This is a genomic window from Fibrobacter sp., from assembly GCA_017503015.1.
In the GTDB taxonomy this organism is placed as follows: Bacteria; Fibrobacterota; Fibrobacteria; order Fibrobacterales; family Fibrobacteraceae; genus Fibrobacter.
In genome coordinates this window covers 42,851-59,844 of the sequence record JAFVTX010000028.1, presented here as the reverse complement: position 1 = coordinate 59,844, position 16,994 = coordinate 42,851, and the positions used below count along the sequence as shown (strand labels likewise).

Sequence of the window (16,994 nt, the reverse complement as noted above, 5' to 3'; positions counted from 1 at the left end):
TGGCAAACCAAAGGCTTCACTCCACGTGTAAAGTCCGCCAAAAAAGTGATCACAATACCATTCGTCATCATCGTAACAATGCTTCTGCACCTCTGCATCAGATTCCTCCCCTAATTTCACAAACGTGCCGTAATTCAAGTTTTGGGCAAACATCGTCCGCGTGTTGCCCCCATCAACAAAAGTAATTGTCTTGTATATATGTCCGTCGCGTTCATCCTTGAATTCGCCATATGCCACATCGGGGTTGAACACACTGTCGAGACCTTCTTTCTCTTCACGAGTCTTTTGAACTACTTGGCTACTATCCAAGCGAAAATACCGAACAGCTTTCCACCTGCCATCCACACATTTCACAACATACATCTTGTCAGCAGTACCCCATTGCGTATATACGGAATCGCCCTCCTTTTCACAACGAGATCCTGCCACAACATCTGAAGAACTTGACTCTGGTTCTGTTGTATTTACCGTAGAACTACTAGAAACACCAACTTTATTTTTGTCTGAACCGCTACTGCTACTCTTTCCATTAGACGAGTTGTTCTTTTCAGTGGAATCGTTGCCTTGTTCATTTTTTGCACTATTGCTAGACACGATTGTTGAACCAACCGAATCATCGGAGGAACTCTTTACACTTGAAGACGACTCAACAGCAGATGATTCTTTATTGTCATCACTTGCCGACGACGAATCGTCGCAGGCGGAAAGGGCAAAGATTGCCGCCAACATAAAGATGGTTATGAGCCGACCCTTCGGCAAGCTCAGGGACATTGGAGCAATGACACGCTGGAAAGACTTTCTCATAAAAACATCCCCGTCTATAGTTTATCTTTTTAAATATAGGTAATGCCCCTGCCAAAGTCCATACCCCCCCCATTGTAAAATTTAGGTAACAAAGCATCCGGCAAGATGATAGCGGATCTTCGCCTTGATTCGACTTCGCTCACCACAGGTCGCGAGGATGACGAGAAGGGTTGCGGGGTTTTAGGGGCGGAGCCCTTAGGTGAGGGGGTGATGGAAGACTTGGCCTGGACCCTATCCCCTATCGCTTCGCTCCAGGGTGACAACAGGCCAAGGCTGCAATCAGGGGGAGGCTTCCCCCGCCCGCTCCTTGAATTTATAAATGTGTTATATTTCTACTGAAATGCCCGAAAGTTCAGACAACATCGAAAAAATCATAGGCGAAATCACGGTCAAGGATTCCAAGACCCTCTGCCGCGAGGTGATGTCCATCGGCGACACCATGGACGTCCTGCGCAGCAAGTGGACCGTCGAGATTCTCACGGCAATCCTCTGCGGGAACACCCGTTTCAAGGATATCCTCGCCTCCATCCACGGGCTCAGCGAAAAGGTCCTGACCATGCGGCTGCGGCAAATGCAACAGGACAAACTGCTCGAAAAAATCGAATGCTACGGCTACCCGCCCCGCGTCGAATACCGCGTGACCGAGCACGGCAAAAAGCTCTACATCATCGTTTACCGCATGTCAGAATGGGGCATGGAACACCGGAGAATCATACTGGGCGGCCACTTACCAAACGGTAAGTAACGATACGGAATTTCAGAAAAGAGCATATCTTATAACCGACAAGAAAAAAGGAAAAAGATATGCATTTTACCGAACCCGTTTACAGGAACCCCTATTGGCCCACGTGGCCCCTCATCCAGATTACGCAGGGCTGCACCCACAACAGTTGCAAGTTCTGTACCATGTACAAGGACGTGTCCTTCCGCATGCAGCCCATGGACCTGCTGGAAGAAGACCTGCGCGAACTCCGTGCCGACGACCCTCACGCAAAGACCATCCAGCTGCTGAGCGCAAACCCGCTGGCCCCCACCTACGACAGGCTCATGCCCCGGTTGGAACTCATCAAAAAGTACCTGCCCGAACTGGAGCACATGTACACGGCCACACGGGTTTCTGACCTGAAAAACAAGACCGTGGAGCAGTTGCGCAACTTGCGCGATATCGGCGTGAACGAGATTTCTCTTGGCGTAGAAAGCGGCGACGCCTGGACGCTGAAACGCATCAACAAGGGGTACGCTCCCGAAGATATTCTGGAGCAATGCCACAAGCTGGAAGAGGCCGGAATCCAGTACTGGGTCACCTTCCTGAACGGCGTGGCGGGCCGCGAGCACAGCGAAGACCACGCCATACACACGGCGGAAATATTCAACCAGCTGAAGCCCATGCTGGTAGGCACCGGCGGACTCACACTGTTCCCCGGGACGCCGCTCCTGGAAGAAGCCCGCCGCGGGGAATTCACGCCGCTTACGGAACGCGAACTGATGCAGGAACTGAAACTTTTCCTGGAGCGCCTGACCTGCGATTGCGAACTCAATACGCACCACACGTCATCCATGAATTTGAGCGGGCCGTTCCTTGCCCGCAAAAAAGAAATTCTAGATTCTCTGCAATACGGCATCGACCATTTCGACATGGACAAGCTGACCATAATCCGCAACAAAAAGAGGACTCTGTAATATGACCAAGGCAATGTTTATCAACGGGAGCCCCCGAAAGAACGGCAACACGGCCAAACTCCTGAACCGCGCCATGGAAGGTGCGAAAGACGCAGGTGCCGAGGTGGAAATGGTAAACCTATACGACCGCGACCTGGTTTACAAAGGCTGCATGAGCTGCTTCGCCTGCAAGGTCAAGGGCGGCCGGAAGGGCGTATGTTCTTTCAAGGACGGCTTGCAGCCCATTCTCGAAAGGGCCGTAGAAGCCGACATCTTGGTTTGCGGTTCGCCGGTCTATTGCGGGTACCCCACCGCCGGACTGCGCGCCTTTACGGAAAGGCTCGTCTTCCCGGCCGTAAACTATTCGAACTTTATGCAACCCGTGGTGAACAAGCCCAAACGCTCGGCATCCATTTTCACCATGAACTGCCCCGACATGTCAATCTACAGGGAGAACGCCTACGACATCTTGATGGATGCAGGCGCAAAGAACCTTGGAATATTCGGCCCGACCGAAATCCTTTACTCCTTCGACACCTACCAGTTCCACGACTACGCCAAATACGATGCGGCGCAAATTGACGAGACCCACAAGGCGCAAATACGGGAAACGCAATTCCCCAAGGATCTGGAAAAAGCCTACGAACTCGGCAAGAGACTATGTTGCGAAGGGTAGCCTACTTCACCCACTTGTCGACTTCTTTTTCAGCCTTTATAACTTACTACACCGCCAAAAGTAAAATCTGTGTAAAGCGGCGTAAAGCCTTTGTAAAGTCCTAATAAAACCTTTGGAAAACTTCATTCCATCGCCTTGCGTATTGTCGCAAGGCTTTTTAGTTTGTCGCCTAGGAGATTTTATGACTACGTTTTATATCATCCTTGTGGCAATGCTGCTTCTGCTCGCCTTGATGGACTTGTTCGTGGGTGTCAGTAACGATGCCGTGAATTTCTTGAGTTCTGCTGTCGGGAGCAAGGCCTTTAAATACAAAACACTGATGTTTTTTGCTGCAGCAGGAGTCTTTTGTGGCGCCACATTCAGTAGTGGCATGATGGATATCGCACGGCATGGTATTTATATGCCCCAGTATTACACCTTTGCAGAACTTATGTGCGTATATGCGGCGGTGATGTTTACCGATGTGATCCTCCTTGACATATTCAATTCCTACGGTATGCCGACATCAACTACGGTATCAATGGTCTTTGAACTTTTGGGCGCCTCTGTGGCTATCGCCAGTATCAAGATTCTTTCTGACGATACCCTGGAACTGGGAAACCTCATCAACACCTCTAAGGCTCTGACGGTGATTTTGGGCATTTTCCTTTCGGTGGCCATCGCTTTTGTAGTTGGCCTTGCGGTGCAGTATGTGACGCGCCTGGTTTTCTCCTTTGGCTACAAGAAGTATATTCGATACTTTATTGGTGTTTTTGGAAGCGTTTCCCTGACGTCCATATTTTATTTTATCCTTATCAAGGGCCTCAAAAATATGAGTTTCGTGGGGCCGGGCTACAAGGCGTTTCTCGCGGAAAATGAGACCGTTCTTGTGGCAGGCATGTTCGTCGCGTTTTTCATCCTTTGTCACCTGCTCCATGCAGTAAAAGTAAACGTGCTCAAGGTAATCATTGCTTTTGGGACTTTTTCTCTGGCCCTAGCCTTTGCCGGAAACGACCTTGTAAATTTTGTGGGTGTGCCCCTCACCAGTCTTTCTTCGGTGCAGCACTTGATGGCTGCTGGGGGCAACCCTCAGGATTTCAATATGTCCTTCTTGCTGGAGTCGGAACCAGGACAGTGGTACTTGCTGATGGCTGCTGGGCTTACCATGGTATTTTCCCTTGTGTTTTCCAAGAAGGCCCGGAATGTGGTGAAGACTTCCGTATCCCTCGCGGCCCAAAATTCTTCTGAAGAAATCTTTGGTACAAATTCGGTCGCTCGCGCCTTAGTTCGCAGTTCTAATGGTGTCGTAAAATTTGTAACAGAATTTATTCCAAGGAAAATTTCGGATAAAATTAACACCCGCTTTAATACCAAGGAAATGATTCTGGAAGAGGATGGCGCCGCCTTTGATTTATTGCGGGCTTGCGTAAACCTAATGCTTGCAAGCTCCCTCATTGCATTGGGCACGTCCCTGAAACTCCCCCTTTCTACGACCTACGTGACATTCATGGTGGCTATGGGCACTAGTCTTGCCGACAAGGCATGGAACCGTGAAACGGCCGTATACCGCATTACAGGGGTACTCTCGGTAATTGGCGGATGGTTCCTTACGGCCTTCGCCGCATTTGCCAGTGCTTCTGCTGTGGCGACTGTGCTTTACTTTGGCGGTTTCCCTGCCATATTCAGTCTTTTTGCCGTGGTCATTTTCGTATTGATTCGTTCGAACCTGAAATACCGAGAAAACAAGAAGGGTAAGGCGGAGGAATTGTTTGATAACATCCTGACGGCTCCCCCCGAGACAAAGGTATACCCCCTTATACAGGAATACAGTCGTGGTGAGTGGAGCGAAATACTCCGTTGGTGCGCTGACTGCTACGAAAAGATAATTGTGGGACTTTTGCGAGAAAACTTGGGAAAACTACGCTCCGTGAACAAACAAATTAAAATTCTAAAAAAACATATTCAGAGGAACCGTCGCCATGGAACCTTATGTACGGAAAGACTTGCCCAGGAGGATATGGTGGTAAAGAATTTCTTTTTGTACCAGGCAAATGATTTTATGGGAGATGCATTGTTTAGTCTGGAACAGATTTCTTCGCCATGCAAGAACCACGTGGATAACGCTTTCAGTCCCTTGGACTACGAAAAAAGAAAAGAGCTTTTGCGTACGGCATCCCGCGTGAAGATACGGATTGAAAAGACGGCCTCGATGATAGAAACCATGGATTTCAGGAACTATAGCGAGGTCCGCGAACAATTGCGGGAAGAAGGGGCGAGGATATTTGACGAGCGTAAAGCGGAAATGATGAAGGGGGTTTCCGAAAACATCCGCGCGGAGATCCTTTATTTAACTATTCTTTATGAGTCCTGGGCATTGTTGGATGCGATCAGTTCTGTAGCCAAAGCCAGCAGGAAATTCCTAACTGTAAAACAATAATTTGTGTGTGGTCCTATGATTTATATTGTGGAAGACGATATCGAAGTTCGGGAAATGGAAACTTATGCTTTAAAAAGCAGCGGTTTTGACGTGATGGCTTTCGAATGCGGTAAAGTTATGGACGAACAAGTTAAGACTAGGGTGCCAGACTTGTTTATTTTGGATATTATGCTCCCTGGCGAAGATGGTTTAAACATTCTCAAACGCTTGCGAGTGCAAGAAAACACAAAGGACATCCCCGTCATCATGCTTACGGCGAAAGGAACTGAACTTGACAAAGTGAAGGGACTTGACTTGGGAGCGGACGACTACATAGCAAAACCATTTGGCGTTCTAGAATTCATTTCACGTGTGCGAGCCGTGCTACGCCGTTCTGAACGAAGCTCATCCGAAAATGCGGAGGTGTTGAACTTGGCTCTAGGAGGAGTGACACTCGATGACCAGCGTCGTTCGGTAACTGTTGGCGGAATCGCTGTAGAACTCACTTTTAAGGAATATGAACTTTTGAAACTCCTGATGTCCCGACCGGGAACTGTTTTCTCTAGGCAACAGATTCTAGAAAAGATTTGGGGGGTGGATTTTGATATGGATACACGCACCGTGGATATGCACATAAAAACGCTTCGGCAGAAGTTAGGGGTACAAGGCTCTATCATACAGACCGTGCGAAACGTGGGGTACAAAGTTCAATGAAAAACAGTCTCCGTTTCAGCTTGATTTATGTCGGAGTTCTCGCCGCTCTCTTTGCAGTGTATTTTACGGCTCGCGTTTTTGAAAATGAAATGTCCGAACAGCAGAAGCGAGATTTGAGGGAAACAGCCTCCCTTATCAAAAATTTCTATGGACAGATTCCTTCTGAGAACTTCCGAAAAAATCTGGATTCCATTGCCAGCAAACGTTTGCGCGTAACTCTGGTGGACCGGGACGGAAAGGTCCTCTACGAAAGTGATGCGAAAGCAGGCAAAATGGAAAATCATAAGAGTCGTCCCGAAATCATGGACGCAAATTCCAAAGGAATCGGTGAAAACCTCCGCTATTCAGTGACTTTGAATGCCCAAGTGTTCTATTTTGCAGAACGACTGTCAGACGGCAAAATTCTGCGTTTAAGTCGTCGTCAAGCGAGTCTTCACGAATCCGTATCTAAGACCATGCCTTACCTATTAGCGCTGTTGACAGGTATTGTTGTTGTGGCTGTTCTGATTGCTTTTGGCTTGAGCCGCGCTTTTGTGCGACCGGTGCAGAAATTGGCTGAAAACTTGGGACAGCCAGAACTTATGGATGACGAAGGGATATACAAAGAAATTGCACCACTAGTCAAAACTATCCGTAAGCAGAATCGGGAACTTCAACTCACCATTGAACAACTTTCTGAAGAAAAAAAGAAAACGGCCAAGATGCGAGATGAGTTTACGGCTAACGCCTCCCATGAACTCAAAACGCCATTGACATCCATTTCTGGATATGCGGAACTCATCGAAAATGGTATGGCGAAACCCGAAGACGTAAAACGCTTTGCTGGAAAAATCCACAAAGAAGCAGGCCGTCTCCTTTCTATCGCCAACGATATTATGACCCTTTCCAAACTTGACTCCTCGGGAGAATCTGTGATTGGACTGGACGAATCCGTGAATTTGTGGACACTGGCTTCAAACTGTATTGACGAGCTCTCCTTCAACGCCGAAAAGAAGGGTGTTCGTGTGGCGTTGGAAGGGTGTAAAAACGCAGAGGTTTACGGCAATCGTCGGCTCCTATTCGAGATGCTTTACAACTTGGTCGACAATTCCATTCGCTATACAGAAACGGGCGGTTCCGTGTGTATTCTAGTGCAACAAAAATCCATTGCTGTGAAGGATACAGGGATTGGCATTCCCGAAGAAAACCAGCCACGTATTTTTGAACGGTTTTACCGTGTGGACAAGAGTCGCTCCAAGGCTACAGGCGGCACGGGATTGGGCCTTGCCATTGTTAAGCATATCGCCGAAGTGCACCATGCAGAGATTTCGTTACAATCCGCCATAGGCGTAGGCACGGAAATCACCGTGACCTTCTGCTAGAAATTTCTCTGATGACGTTCCGCCGGTAAGGTGCAAGCCTACTTCACCCACTTGTCGACTTCTTTCTGGGCCTTGTCGCGTTCGTTCTGGGCCACGTGTCCGTAGATGGCGAGGCCGGGAGTCACGTTCGCGCCGGTCACCTTCTTGAGGCGCTGCACACCCGAAAGGCCGCTGCCTTCGTGAGTCACGAACGGGTGGATCGTCTTGCCCTTCAGGTTATACTTCTCGAAGAAGGTGAACATGGGCATAGGCATCTCGCCCCACCACACCGGGTAACCGACGTAGATTTCGTCGAATTCTTCGGGGTTCACGTTCACCGGCTTGATGGCCGGTCGCGCGTCCTGCGCAAGTTCCTTCTTGGCCACGTTGATGCAGTCGTCGTAGACCCTGGGGTATTCCTTCGCGGGCTCCACATGCAAGAGCGTGCCGCCTGTCTTTTTCGCAATCATCTCGGCAATGATTTCGGTATTGCCCTTGGAAATGTTCCCGACGGTGTAGTTTTCATCGGCACGGGAATAGTAAACGACGAGGATTTTCTTTTCTGCTGCCATAGAGACTCCTAGAAGAAGTGATAAAAGAATCAAGGTGATTTTTTTCATGGGATCCGCCTTTTTCGTTAAAAATTCTTTTGAACCGGTTGCCTTTAATATAAATAATTTCAGGACGGCCGCGTAATGCGTAATTTTTATGCCCACTATGCGTGTAGCGCATAGTGAACAAACGGTCGGCGGCAATGACGGCCCTTAGTCGCCGGGGTTCCAGTCCTTGAAATGCTGGATTTCGGCAAGGGTCGAGGTAAAGAAGCGCTTTTCCTTGTCGAGGCCGCGAATCCTTTTCATGTCGTCTTCGGAAAGCTTGAAGTTATAGACCTCGATGTTTTCCTTGATGTAATCCGGGTTGCGGGCGCCGGGAATCGTGGAAAAGCCTTCCTGCACGTGCCAGCGGAGGATAATCTGCGCGGGCGACTTCTTGTATTTTGCCGCCAGTTCCTTGATGGTCTTGTCGCCAAAGAGGGTCGCGTTGCCGCCGGTGCCGCCCAGCGGGAACCAGCCTTCCACCGCGATGCCGAGCTTTTTGCACTTTTCGCGGAAGGCCTTGCGCTGCGCATACGGGTGCAGTTCAATCTGCACGATGGCGGGCCTGATTTTCGCCTTCGCGATGATTTCGTCGAATGCACGCTCGTCCATGTCGAAGTTCGAAATCCCGATGGACTTGATCTTGCCCTGCTTCACCGCCTCTTCGAGGCCGCGCCAGCCCGCCATGTAGTCGCCCACAGGCTGGTGCAGGTAAACCAGGTCGATGTAGTCCACGCCCAGACGCTCCAGCATCTTGTCGATAGATTCAGCCGCATTGCCGTGATCGTAATCCGTGGGCCAGAGCTTGGAGGTAATCCAGATTTCTTCGCGGGGAATTCCCGACTCCTTCACGGCAGCGCCGACGCCACGCTCGTTGCGGTAGGCGTGAGCCGTATCCACGTGCCTGTAGCCGAGCTTGAGCGCCACCGCCAGGGCGTCCTTCGCCTCGGCCAGCGAAGAATTGTAAGTGCCGAGCCCGAACTGCGGAATGGCACGCCCGTCGTTCAACGGGATGGTGACTGGTTTCACCTTCGGGGTGGCAGTCCCCGCCGCAGCAGCGAGCACCGCCGTCGAAAGCATCATAGCAACAGTCTTGTTCATTTTGGTTCTCCTTATTAATTTCCCGCCGGGCGCACATCGGACCATTCAAAATGGGAAGTGCGTTTTGCGATATACCACTTGCCGTCAATCTTTTGGTATTCGTCCTCATAACGAACGCCCTGTAAATTTTGCGTGCGCACGCCCTCCGCGTTTTTCCCGATGAGCATCACGGTGCAATAAGACACTCCCTTGGCGCGGTCACCGTCGATGGTCACTACCTGCTGGCCGTTGGAATGGTAAACCGTATCGAACAACGAGAGGAACTTGGCGCAGGCTTTCTCGATTTCGTCACGCCCCTTGAGCGTAGAGGCTTTTCCGCCCACGATGGAAGTCATGGTGGCATCTTCGGTAAAAAGCATGCTCTGGGTCTTGGTGTCACGCATGTCGGCCAGATTCGAGAAGGTGTCCACCAGTTCCTTCAACGCCTGCTTTTCCATAAGTTCTTCCATTTTCATTTGTGCCTCCTTGTTGCAGTCGCAAGCAGAAAACAAAAGGGCCGCAGCGACAGTTAAAAGTGTAACGAGTTTTTTCATTTTGGTTCTCCTTGTGGCAAGTGCCGCGGTTATGCGAATTTTTCCGGATTGAGCATGCGCACCACCTTGGCCGGGCTGCCCACGGCAACGGCGTAGTCGGGAATGTCCTTCGTGACCACGGAACCCGCGCCCACCACGGCATGCTTACCGATGCACACGCCGGGCAACACGGAAACACCCGCACCAAGCCACGCGTCTTCCTTGATAAGCACGGGCTTGCACTGCAAAACCGCACGATCGTAAAGGTCGTGGTTGTTCGAAAGCAACTGCACATTGGCCGCAATCCAAGCACCGTCCTCGATGGTGATGCCGCCGCGGGCCATCAGGAGCAAGTTGCTGCCGATATACACGTTCTTCCCGATTTTCACGCGCTCAAAGCACACACCCTGAAGCGGAGCCGTGAGCATCGTCCCTTCGCCGATATTGTCGCCGAACAGTTCCTTGACCACCTTGCCGTATTCCTCGGTCATGGGCATGGTGTGGTTCAGCTTGAACAGGATCTTGGCGTTCTTCGAGCCGATTTCAAAGGCCTCGGGGTCCGGGATTCGGGAATCAACGATTTCTTCTTTGCAGTCCATAAGTGCTCCTTGTTTGCGCATTTTTGTTGTTTACACATGAATTATAGGTTGTTTTGACCCGAATTCAAATGGCAAGTTATGGGCTAGTGCAAAATAAGCGACAGATGTTTAAAAAGTGCAAATTATTTTGTATATTTAACGGCATGAAACCAGCCGCCCACAAAGAAGACTTGCGCATCAGGCGCACCAAGGAATCCATCTACACGGCGTTCAAGCAGATGGTCTGCGAAATGCCCTACGAAAAGATTACCGTCAAGGCGCTCGCCGACCGCGCCATGATCAACCGCAACACGTTCTACCTGCACTACGAAAGCACCGACGACGTGCTCCGCGAAATCCAGGCGGGCTACATGGAGCGCTATATTGAGCTCGTGAAGGACTACAACTACCTCGACAACCAGAAAGAAATCGTGCGCTCTTTTTTCGAGTTCATGGAATCGCAGGACGAGTTCTTCAAGAAAATCACCTGCGACAGCCGTCTGGACTACGTGCGCGAACCCATGCAGCGCCGGGTCATGGCCCACACCCATTCCAAAACGATGCGACTCCACACCAAGCAAGTCTGCATCCAGAATATCATACGGGCATTCAACAACACCACGCTCGCGCTCTACCGCCAGTGGGTGCAAGACGGCCGCAAAATCCCGTTCCGGCAAATGATTGACCTCGCCGCAACCCTCATGGAAGGCGGCATCAAGGCATTCGCGAACAGGGAGTAAAAAGCTGGGCGTTCCCCAGTCAAGGGCCAGGTCGGTACGACAGCTCTTAAATTACACTGAAATCAATGAACTTGTAAAAACCGGCGCTTTTCGCTGCTTCAAATTCACCTTCGTCAAAGGACTTGTTTGCTAGACCTTCCCGAATGATTTTGATAAAGGTTTCCTTTAGCGGATCAAGATCGTTCTTTATAGTGTTGTAAACAACAAACGAGTCGAGTCCTGCATAATCGTGAACAATCCTGTTGCGCATACCGCGAATTGCCTGAATGTTTTCGCTTGCGATTCCCGCTTTGGCATCGTCCGAGAGCTTGTTGATGGATTCGCCTATGTTTGCTAGCAAGGTCAGACACGCATTGAATACCATCTGATCTTCTTTCTCAAGAAGTTCTTCAGTGGAATGAATATCCCGTGTATATTTTTGAATTTTCAACAGGGATTCGAGCATTCCCAATAAGTGGAAAAGGTCGTTCTTGGGGTCATTCGACACGGATGGACTCCTTGCTTGCTCGATACAGGATAATGGGGTTTGCGAACTTCTCTATGACGACATCCACGGACTTGCCAGTTTTTTCGGAAAGTTCCTTTCGCAAGGACAGCAGGTCATTGTAGTCCTGGAAATCACGGACTAGCAGGTCGATGTCGTTGGGAGTTGCTGTTCGAACAGACGAACCGAAAACAAAGACATCCTTCAGGCGATACTTCGCAAGAAGTTTGTTTTCACGGAATATCCGTAATATGTTTTCGGCGAACACCATAGCTTTCCCCTATTACATTTCCAATATACATTTTTCTGTCCGTTTGTGCAACAAGACTAGTGTGACTTAGGACTGATTTCAGTAATGTTTGCGAATCTACAGAGAAAAAATTACCACCGTAACCAATGTCTTATGGGCGTTCCCCGGCTTGGTCCCTGAGCCAACGAAGGTGAGCGAGGGGGAAGCTTCCCCCGCCTATGCCTTCAAAGCATATCTTTTATGCGAAATAAGTATTTTGATTTATGGCGGGATTTGGTTATTTTTAGGACATGAGGTGGTTCAGTTTCTTGTTCGTTTTCCTGTTCATGGCGTGTTCGAGCGATGCGGCGTCGCAGGCGGTGCCGAAGGTTTCGAACAAAGGAGATTCAAGCGTGCAGAACAGCAAAGGGGCGGCCCCAACGGTCAAGTTGAATTCGGGTTTCGATATGCCGGTTCTCGGGCTTGGCACTTGGACTTTGCGCGGCAAGGTGGCTGAAGACGCAGTCTATGTCGCCATCAAGAACGGGTATCGATTGATTGATACGGCGAAATACTACGACAACGAAGAAGCCGTGGGTAGGGGAATCCGCCGGGCGATTGACGATGGGCTCGTGAAGCGCGAAGATTTGTTCGTGACGTCGAAACTTGTGCCGTGGAGCAGTTCCCTGGACGAAGACATCGACGACTCTCTTGAAAAACTGGGGCTCGAATATATTGATTTGATGCTGTTGCACCAGCACGGGAGCGACGCCGAGGACAAGGCGGTTTACAAGGCTATGGAACGTGCGGTGAAGGCGAAGAAAATTCGTTCCATCGGCATTTCGAACTACTACACCGAAAAGACGGCGAAGCGCTTTTTTGCCGATTTCGAAATCAAGCCTGCCGTGGTGCAAAACGAAAACCATGTGTTTTACCAGAACACGGAATTCAAGGAATACGCAAAGCGCTACGGCGCTGTGGTGGAATCTTATTACCCGCTGGGCGGGCGCGGCCACACCGAAGACGTCTTGGGGAACAAAGTTGTCGCAATGATAGCGAAGGCTCACGGGAAATCGGCCGCACAGGTGGTGTTGCGCTGGCATGTGCAATCGGGCTACATTGCCATTCCGGGCTCCAAGAACCCCGACCACATCGCAGAGAACATCTCGATTTTCGATTTCGAGTTGACAGACGACGAAATGAAGCAAATCGCCGCCCTCGATACGGGACACCGCTACGAAAACTGGTGAAAATAGCCCCACTATTCGCTTGACGCATAGCAGAATTATTATATTCTCCCCAAAAGGGGCTTTTTATGTTTGTCGAGACTTACATCTTGCGATTGCTGGCCGGGTTCCTGGAATACGGGACGCTTTCTACCGTAGCGGACAAGCTCTACACTTCGCAGCCGGCGGTGAGCCGCGCGTTCAAGAAGCTGGAAGTCGAAATAGGCGCACCTCTCTTTGAGCGCAAAAAGAACCGCATCGAGCTGAACGAGAAGGGACGCACGGTTGCCGAATACGCGAAGCGCATCATGGATTTGCAAGGCGAGATGATGGAAAAGGTGAGTCCGCAGGGGGCAGGCACGCGCACGTTTTCCATCGCGTCGGTGGCCATCCTCCCCGCCATGCGGATGGTGCAGGAACTGCAGGAAAAATACCCCGGTGCGCAGGTCACTTACGAAATTATCGACAACGAGGCGGGCGTTCTGAAGGCGCTGAACGAGGGCTCGGCGGATATCGGCATCACGCTCAGGGCCCCACGCGCAAAGAAATACCGCGCCGAAAAGTATATGCAGGAGCGGCTCTCGATTGCACTCCCGAAAAAACACCCGCTCGCCAAGCGCAAGTCCATCAGGCTCCGGGAACTCAAGGGCGAAACCATCATCCAGCGCAGCAACGTAGGGTTCTGGGAGCAGGTCAAGCGCAAGAAGATTCCCGATGTCACCTTCATCAAGCACGACAGCGTGAAGGGCATTTCAAAGCTCATCGAACAGTCATCGCTGTTGACCTTCGTTTCGGACCACCAGTTCGATTACGAAATTCCCAAGGACCGCAAGATTGTGCCGCTCGCCGACCGCGAAATGAACGTGGAATTTTTCAAGGTGACGTTGGCGTAGAATCTATTTCCCGCTGGATGCCTTATCGACAAACAGCGCGCGGGCGTTGCCTTCAAGAATCATGTCGTAATAGGGCGCAAGGTCAGCCTCTTTTTTCAGGTAGGCCTTGAGCCGTTCTATGCTCGCAGTAAGCACCTTGGGCGCCACGTAGGGGTAATCGGAGCCGTAAAGCAAGTGGTCGGGCGTGGTGATGGTGAGCATCATGCGGATGGTCTCTGCGGAGTGCGCTCCGGCAAGGTCGTAATAGAGCGAGGCCAGGTTCTTTTCCCAGTCGATTTTCCCGATGAGCTTGTTCTGCTGCATCACGGGAATCAGCGACTTCATGCGGGGCAAGGCGAGCGGGAGGTATGCACCGCAATGGGGCACCACCACCTTCACGTTCGGGTAGCGGGCCAGCACGTTCCTGGAAATCATGTTGGTGACGGCTCGGGTGGTTTCGGAAAGGTATTCCTGCATGGCAAGCGGCGTCTGCTTCATTACGTCCTTGTTGACGGGCTCCGGCCTGTGCGGGTGCAGAATCACGACGGAGTGCTTTTTGTTCAGGTAGTCAAACAGGGGGTCCAGTTCGGGCGCGCCCAGGTACTGACCCTTTACGTTGGTCGCAAGCTTGATGCAGTCGGCCTTGAGCGTATCGAGGGCGTAAGCCGCTTCGACGATGGACTTTTTCACGTCGGGCAGCGGGAGTGCCGCGCAGTACATGAACCGGCCAGGGTGTTGCTTTTTCAGGGATGCACCGACCTCGTTCACCTTGCGGATGATGGCGGCACTTTCGTTCGCGTCGCCGAAATAGGGCTGCGGGGCAGCCAGCGTCAAAACAGAGGTTTGCACCTGGGCTTCGTCCATCCATTTCAGGTGGGCGCTCACGTCCCACTTGGGGAGCGGAAAACCTTCGTCCAGCAGAGCGTTATGCTTTTGCAAATTGGCCAAATAATCCGCAGGAATCATGTGGGAATGAACGTCGATGGCACCACCGGCAAAGGCGGCCGCGGCCAGGAATGCGGTCAAAACAACGCTTGCAGTTAAGTAATTCTTAAAATTCATGGCAATCCCGATGATGGTCGACTATGGGTTACGGGTGCAGAACGTCTTCCAGCCATTCTTCGATTTCCTCGCGGCTGGTGCCGATGGCGAAGCGCTTGCTTTCGAGCCAGGTGGAATTGGGCGTAAGTTCCTGCAGCAGTTTGGCGCTTTGGCCCAGCGGGCTTGAAGCCGACGTGCAGAAGGTGAGCAAGGTCTTGCCGGAAAAGTCGTAGCCCTCGAGGAACGTGCTTATGATGCGGGGTGCAATCCCGTGCCATATCGGGTGCGCGATGATGACGGTATCGTATTCGTCCATGTTCTCGACAGCGGTCGCGATTTCGGGGCGGGCGGATTCGTCTTTCTGTTCGCGGTCGGCGCGGCAGTCCGTATAATAGGCGATGTCTTCGTCGGTGTAAGGGATTTTTGCGGTGATTTCGAACAATGTTGCGTCCAGGTATTCCGCAGTGTATTCGGCCAGTGGCTTAGTGTTGCCCGTTCTGGAAAAGTAAGCCACGAGTGTTTTGCCACGGGATTTATTTGCCGATGTCGCGGAACTGGATGAAGTTTCGTCCTTTGAAGTTGCAGAACTCGAAGTCGCGGAGTTTTTGCCGTCTTGCGAGACGCTGGATTCGACAGCTTCCCCGGCATCTGTCGGCGAGGACGAGCTGTCGTCGGAACACGCAGCAAAGAGGCTCAAAAACAAAGCCAGTAGCAATGTCGAAAACAACGCGGGCGATTTCATAGGGCTACTTCCTGATGAACTTTTCGTCGGTCTTGGGCATGGTGTTGTCGGGCGTGTAGCGTTCGACAGTCATTTTCAAGTCGTACTTGTCGCGGAGTTTCGCAATCGTCTTCATCATAGGCGAAGCGTGGTGCACATCGATGGCGGCCTGGCTTTCCCACGCGTCAATCAGCAAGATGGTTTCGGGATCGTCCAGCGACTGGAAATATTCATAGCGGATGTTGCCCTTCTCGGCACGGATTTTCGCCACCGTCCCGCTAGAGACCATCTCTTCGGCGAACTTCTTTGCCGCCCCGTTCTTACCCGTATAGCGCAGGTTTACCGTAATGTTGTTCATGGCACTCTCCGCAAACACGCTCGCAGCGAGCGCAAGGATTGAAAATAACGTTAAAAACTTGAGTTTCATTTTGCCACTCCGAAATGTTTCGCATATAATATAAATTTTTTCGGAGCATGCGCAAAATGCTTAATTTTCATGCCCAGTATGCGTGAAACGCATAGTGAAGAAGGCGTTTTGTCTTAAGTAGGTATCGGAAAAAAAAGTTGATATTTTTCAGCATAATTCATTGTATTTTAGTTTTTTTTCAAAAAGAGTACGGGATGGCATTATCAGTATATGTCGTTTTTAAAATCATTTCGGACACATGAATCTGATGCCCTTGAAGGTGCAGAAGCGTGATTCACTATCGTAGAGGAGTGCGTCGAGTATCAAAGTGATGCCCGCTCAATTACATTTTTTTCTTCGCGGCCTTCTTGAATTCGGCCATGGCCTTGTCGATGGTGTTCACGTAGGCGTCCACGCTGGTGTCGGATTGCAGATCCACGTACTTGTCCACCAGCATTACGCTGCCGTTACCCTTGACCTGGGTCCAGCCGTGGTCCGTAAAGAGGAGCTTGCCCACTTTTTCCCGGACTTCCTGGTCGTCGGTTTTGGCGCCAAAGAGTGCCGTTTCTCCGGAGACTACCGCTTCCTTTTTCATAATTCCTCCTCGGGGCGGGCGGTACCGCTTGCCGGAACGCTTGCTTGTTACATTTATAATTTAAGCCCCGTATTCAATATTGTCAAATGAATAGTTTTGATTGAAACGATATATATTTTTGATTAAATCTACTTTTTTCCCGGACATTCGCCGTTTCTGCCTTTTTTCTGTTATATATGGCCACAAAGGGGCGTAATCTTCCCGGTAGCTTTCCACAATCTTACTTTTTTCTGTTTTCCTTAAATATTTGTGTATTAAGGAGTTGGACGAAAATTCCCCCGACCTCTGGTGGTGGTCCGACCTCA

At 50.7% G+C, this 16,994-nt stretch carries 20 protein-coding genes; 9 read left to right on the top strand and 11 right to left on the bottom strand.

Going from position 1 to position 16,994, the window contains the following annotated elements:
* Window positions 1-804 (bottom strand): hypothetical protein (locus IKB43_05420; GenBank protein MBR2469580.1); only part of this gene is annotated, 804 nt, incomplete at its 3' end.
* Between the two features lie 340 nt (window positions 805-1,144).
* On the opposite strand from IKB43_05420, the gene IKB43_05415 reads away from it, so the two are divergent.
* The 6 genes from IKB43_05415 to IKB43_05390 all read left to right on the top strand — a co-directional run bounded on the left by IKB43_05415 (window position 1,145) and on the right by IKB43_05390 (window position 7,609).
* A complete protein-coding gene (locus IKB43_05415; GenBank protein MBR2469579.1) occupies window positions 1,145-1,549 on the top strand; it encodes a helix-turn-helix transcriptional regulator in 405 nt (134 codons plus the stop codon).
* Between the two features lie 59 nt (window positions 1,550-1,608).
* Complete coding sequence (locus IKB43_05410) at window positions 1,609-2,484, top strand: radical SAM protein (protein MBR2469578.1); 876 nt, start codon at window positions 1,609-1,611, stop codon at window positions 2,482-2,484.
* 1 nt (window position 2,485) lies between these two features.
* Entirely contained in the window at window positions 2,486-3,139 is a 654-nt protein-coding gene (locus IKB43_05405; GenBank protein MBR2469577.1) for a flavodoxin family protein, read from the top strand.
* A 181-nt stretch (window positions 3,140-3,320) separates the two neighbouring features.
* Window positions 3,321-5,555 carry an inorganic phosphate transporter gene (locus IKB43_05400; GenBank protein MBR2469576.1) on the top strand — a complete coding sequence of 745 codons (2,235 nt, stop codon included), beginning with the start codon at window positions 3,321-3,323 and terminating at the stop codon, window positions 5,553-5,555.
* Between the two features lie 15 nt (window positions 5,556-5,570).
* Window positions 5,571-6,248 (top strand): response regulator transcription factor, encoded by a 678-nt coding sequence (locus tag IKB43_05395; GenBank protein MBR2469575.1) that lies wholly within the window; start codon window positions 5,571-5,573, stop codon window positions 6,246-6,248.
* The gene (locus tag IKB43_05390) at window positions 6,245-7,609 is read left to right on the top strand and encodes a histidine kinase (protein ID MBR2469574.1); all 1,365 of its coding nucleotides are present in this window, start codon (window positions 6,245-6,247) and stop codon (window positions 7,607-7,609) included. Before IKB43_05395 ends, IKB43_05390 begins: the two co-directional genes overlap by 4 nt.
* A 38-nt stretch (window positions 7,610-7,647) precedes the next feature.
* Here IKB43_05390 and IKB43_05385 read toward each other — a convergent pair whose 3' ends face one another.
* The 4 genes from IKB43_05385 to IKB43_05370 form a co-directional block, all read right to left on the bottom strand.
* A complete protein-coding gene (locus IKB43_05385) occupies window positions 7,648-8,160 on the bottom strand; it encodes a flavodoxin (GenBank protein MBR2469573.1) in 513 nt (170 codons plus the stop codon).
* A 192-nt stretch (window positions 8,161-8,352) separates the two neighbouring features.
* Window positions 8,353-9,285 carry an aldo/keto reductase gene (locus IKB43_05380; protein ID MBR2469572.1) on the bottom strand — a complete coding sequence of 311 codons (933 nt, stop codon included), beginning with the start codon at window positions 9,283-9,285 and terminating at the stop codon, window positions 8,353-8,355.
* Between the two features lie 14 nt (window positions 9,286-9,299).
* Window positions 9,300-9,818 carry a nuclear transport factor 2 family protein gene (locus tag IKB43_05375; protein MBR2469571.1) on the bottom strand — a complete coding sequence of 173 codons (519 nt, stop codon included), beginning with the start codon at window positions 9,816-9,818 and terminating at the stop codon, window positions 9,300-9,302.
* Between the two features lie 29 nt (window positions 9,819-9,847).
* On the bottom strand, window positions 9,848-10,141 hold the full coding sequence (locus IKB43_05370) for an acyltransferase (GenBank protein MBR2469570.1): 294 nt from the start codon (window positions 10,139-10,141) through the stop codon (window positions 9,848-9,850).
* Between the two features lie 398 nt (window positions 10,142-10,539).
* Here IKB43_05370 and IKB43_05365 point away from each other — a divergent pair, with 398 nt between their 5' ends.
* Entirely contained in the window at window positions 10,540-11,115 is a 576-nt protein-coding gene (locus IKB43_05365) for a TetR family transcriptional regulator (GenBank protein ID MBR2469569.1), read from the top strand.
* Window positions 11,116-11,161: 46 nt separating this feature from the next.
* Here the strand turns inward: IKB43_05365 and IKB43_05360 are convergent, their stop codons facing one another.
* A complete protein-coding gene (locus IKB43_05360; GenBank protein MBR2469568.1) occupies window positions 11,162-11,602 on the bottom strand; it encodes a DUF86 domain-containing protein in 441 nt (146 codons plus the stop codon).
* Window positions 11,592-11,870 carry a nucleotidyltransferase domain-containing protein gene (locus tag IKB43_05355; protein ID MBR2469567.1) on the bottom strand — a complete coding sequence of 93 codons (279 nt, stop codon included), beginning with the start codon at window positions 11,868-11,870 and terminating at the stop codon, window positions 11,592-11,594. Before IKB43_05355 ends, IKB43_05360 begins: the two co-directional genes overlap by 11 nt.
* 371 nt (window positions 11,871-12,241) lie before the next feature.
* Between IKB43_05355 and IKB43_05350 the strand changes: the two genes are divergently transcribed.
* Complete coding sequence (locus IKB43_05350; GenBank protein ID MBR2469566.1) at window positions 12,242-13,078, top strand: aldo/keto reductase; 837 nt, start codon at window positions 12,242-12,244, stop codon at window positions 13,076-13,078.
* 65 nt (window positions 13,079-13,143) lie between these two features.
* Window positions 13,144-13,947, top strand: coding sequence for a LysR family transcriptional regulator (locus tag IKB43_05345; GenBank protein ID MBR2469565.1), 804 nt, complete (start codon window positions 13,144-13,146; stop codon window positions 13,945-13,947).
* A 3-nt stretch (window positions 13,948-13,950) separates the two neighbouring features.
* On the opposite strand, the gene IKB43_05340 is transcribed toward IKB43_05345, so the two are convergent.
* The 4 genes from IKB43_05340 to IKB43_05325 form a co-directional block, all read right to left on the bottom strand.
* On the bottom strand, window positions 13,951-14,988 hold the full coding sequence (locus tag IKB43_05340) for an amidohydrolase (protein MBR2469564.1): 1,038 nt from the start codon (window positions 14,986-14,988) through the stop codon (window positions 13,951-13,953).
* Between the two features lie 28 nt (window positions 14,989-15,016).
* The gene (locus IKB43_05335) at window positions 15,017-15,709 is read right to left on the bottom strand and encodes a hypothetical protein (protein MBR2469563.1); all 693 of its coding nucleotides are present in this window, start codon (window positions 15,707-15,709) and stop codon (window positions 15,017-15,019) included.
* Window positions 15,710-15,713: 4 nt separating this feature from the next.
* Entirely contained in the window at window positions 15,714-16,115 is a 402-nt protein-coding gene (locus IKB43_05330) for an antibiotic biosynthesis monooxygenase (GenBank protein MBR2469562.1), read from the bottom strand.
* Between the two features lie 322 nt (window positions 16,116-16,437).
* A complete protein-coding gene (locus IKB43_05325) occupies window positions 16,438-16,689 on the bottom strand; it encodes a hypothetical protein (GenBank protein ID MBR2469561.1) in 252 nt (83 codons plus the stop codon).
* Between the last annotated feature and the right edge of the window lie 305 nt (window positions 16,690-16,994).

Coding starts and splice junctions, on each gene's coding strand:
- IKB43_05415 (MBR2469579.1), top strand. CDS start 1,145: ATGCCCGAAAGTTCAGACAACATCGAAAAAATCATAGGCGAAATCACG.
- IKB43_05410 (MBR2469578.1), top strand. CDS start 1,609: ATGCATTTTACCGAACCCGTTTACAGGAACCCCTATTGGCCCACGTGG.
- IKB43_05405 (MBR2469577.1), top strand. CDS start 2,486: ATGACCAAGGCAATGTTTATCAACGGGAGCCCCCGAAAGAACGGCAAC.
- IKB43_05400 (MBR2469576.1), top strand. CDS start 3,321: ATGACTACGTTTTATATCATCCTTGTGGCAATGCTGCTTCTGCTCGCC.
- IKB43_05395 (MBR2469575.1), top strand. CDS start 5,571: ATGATTTATATTGTGGAAGACGATATCGAAGTTCGGGAAATGGAAACT.
- IKB43_05390 (MBR2469574.1), top strand. CDS start 6,245: ATGAAAAACAGTCTCCGTTTCAGCTTGATTTATGTCGGAGTTCTCGCC.
- IKB43_05385 (MBR2469573.1), bottom strand. CDS start 8,160: ATGGCAGCAGAAAAGAAAATCCTCGTCGTTTACTATTCCCGTGCCGAT.
- IKB43_05380 (MBR2469572.1), bottom strand. CDS start 9,285: ATGAACAAGACTGTTGCTATGATGCTTTCGACGGCGGTGCTCGCTGCT.
- IKB43_05375 (MBR2469571.1), bottom strand. CDS start 9,818: ATGAAAAAACTCGTTACACTTTTAACTGTCGCTGCGGCCCTTTTGTTT.
- IKB43_05370 (MBR2469570.1), bottom strand. CDS start 10,141: ATGGCCCGCGGCGGCATCACCATCGAGGACGGTGCTTGGATTGCGGCC.
- IKB43_05365 (MBR2469569.1), top strand. CDS start 10,540: ATGAAACCAGCCGCCCACAAAGAAGACTTGCGCATCAGGCGCACCAAG.
- IKB43_05355 (MBR2469567.1), bottom strand. CDS start 11,870: ATGGTGTTCGCCGAAAACATATTACGGATATTCCGTGAAAACAAACTT.
- IKB43_05345 (MBR2469565.1), top strand. CDS start 13,144: ATGTTTGTCGAGACTTACATCTTGCGATTGCTGGCCGGGTTCCTGGAA.
- IKB43_05340 (MBR2469564.1), bottom strand. CDS start 14,988: ATGAATTTTAAGAATTACTTAACTGCAAGCGTTGTTTTGACCGCATTC.
- IKB43_05335 (MBR2469563.1), bottom strand. CDS start 15,709: ATGAAATCGCCCGCGTTGTTTTCGACATTGCTACTGGCTTTGTTTTTG.
- IKB43_05330 (MBR2469562.1), bottom strand. CDS start 16,115: ATGAAACTCAAGTTTTTAACGTTATTTTCAATCCTTGCGCTCGCTGCG.
- IKB43_05325 (MBR2469561.1), bottom strand. CDS start 16,689: ATGAAAAAGGAAGCGGTAGTCTCCGGAGAAACGGCACTCTTTGGCGCC.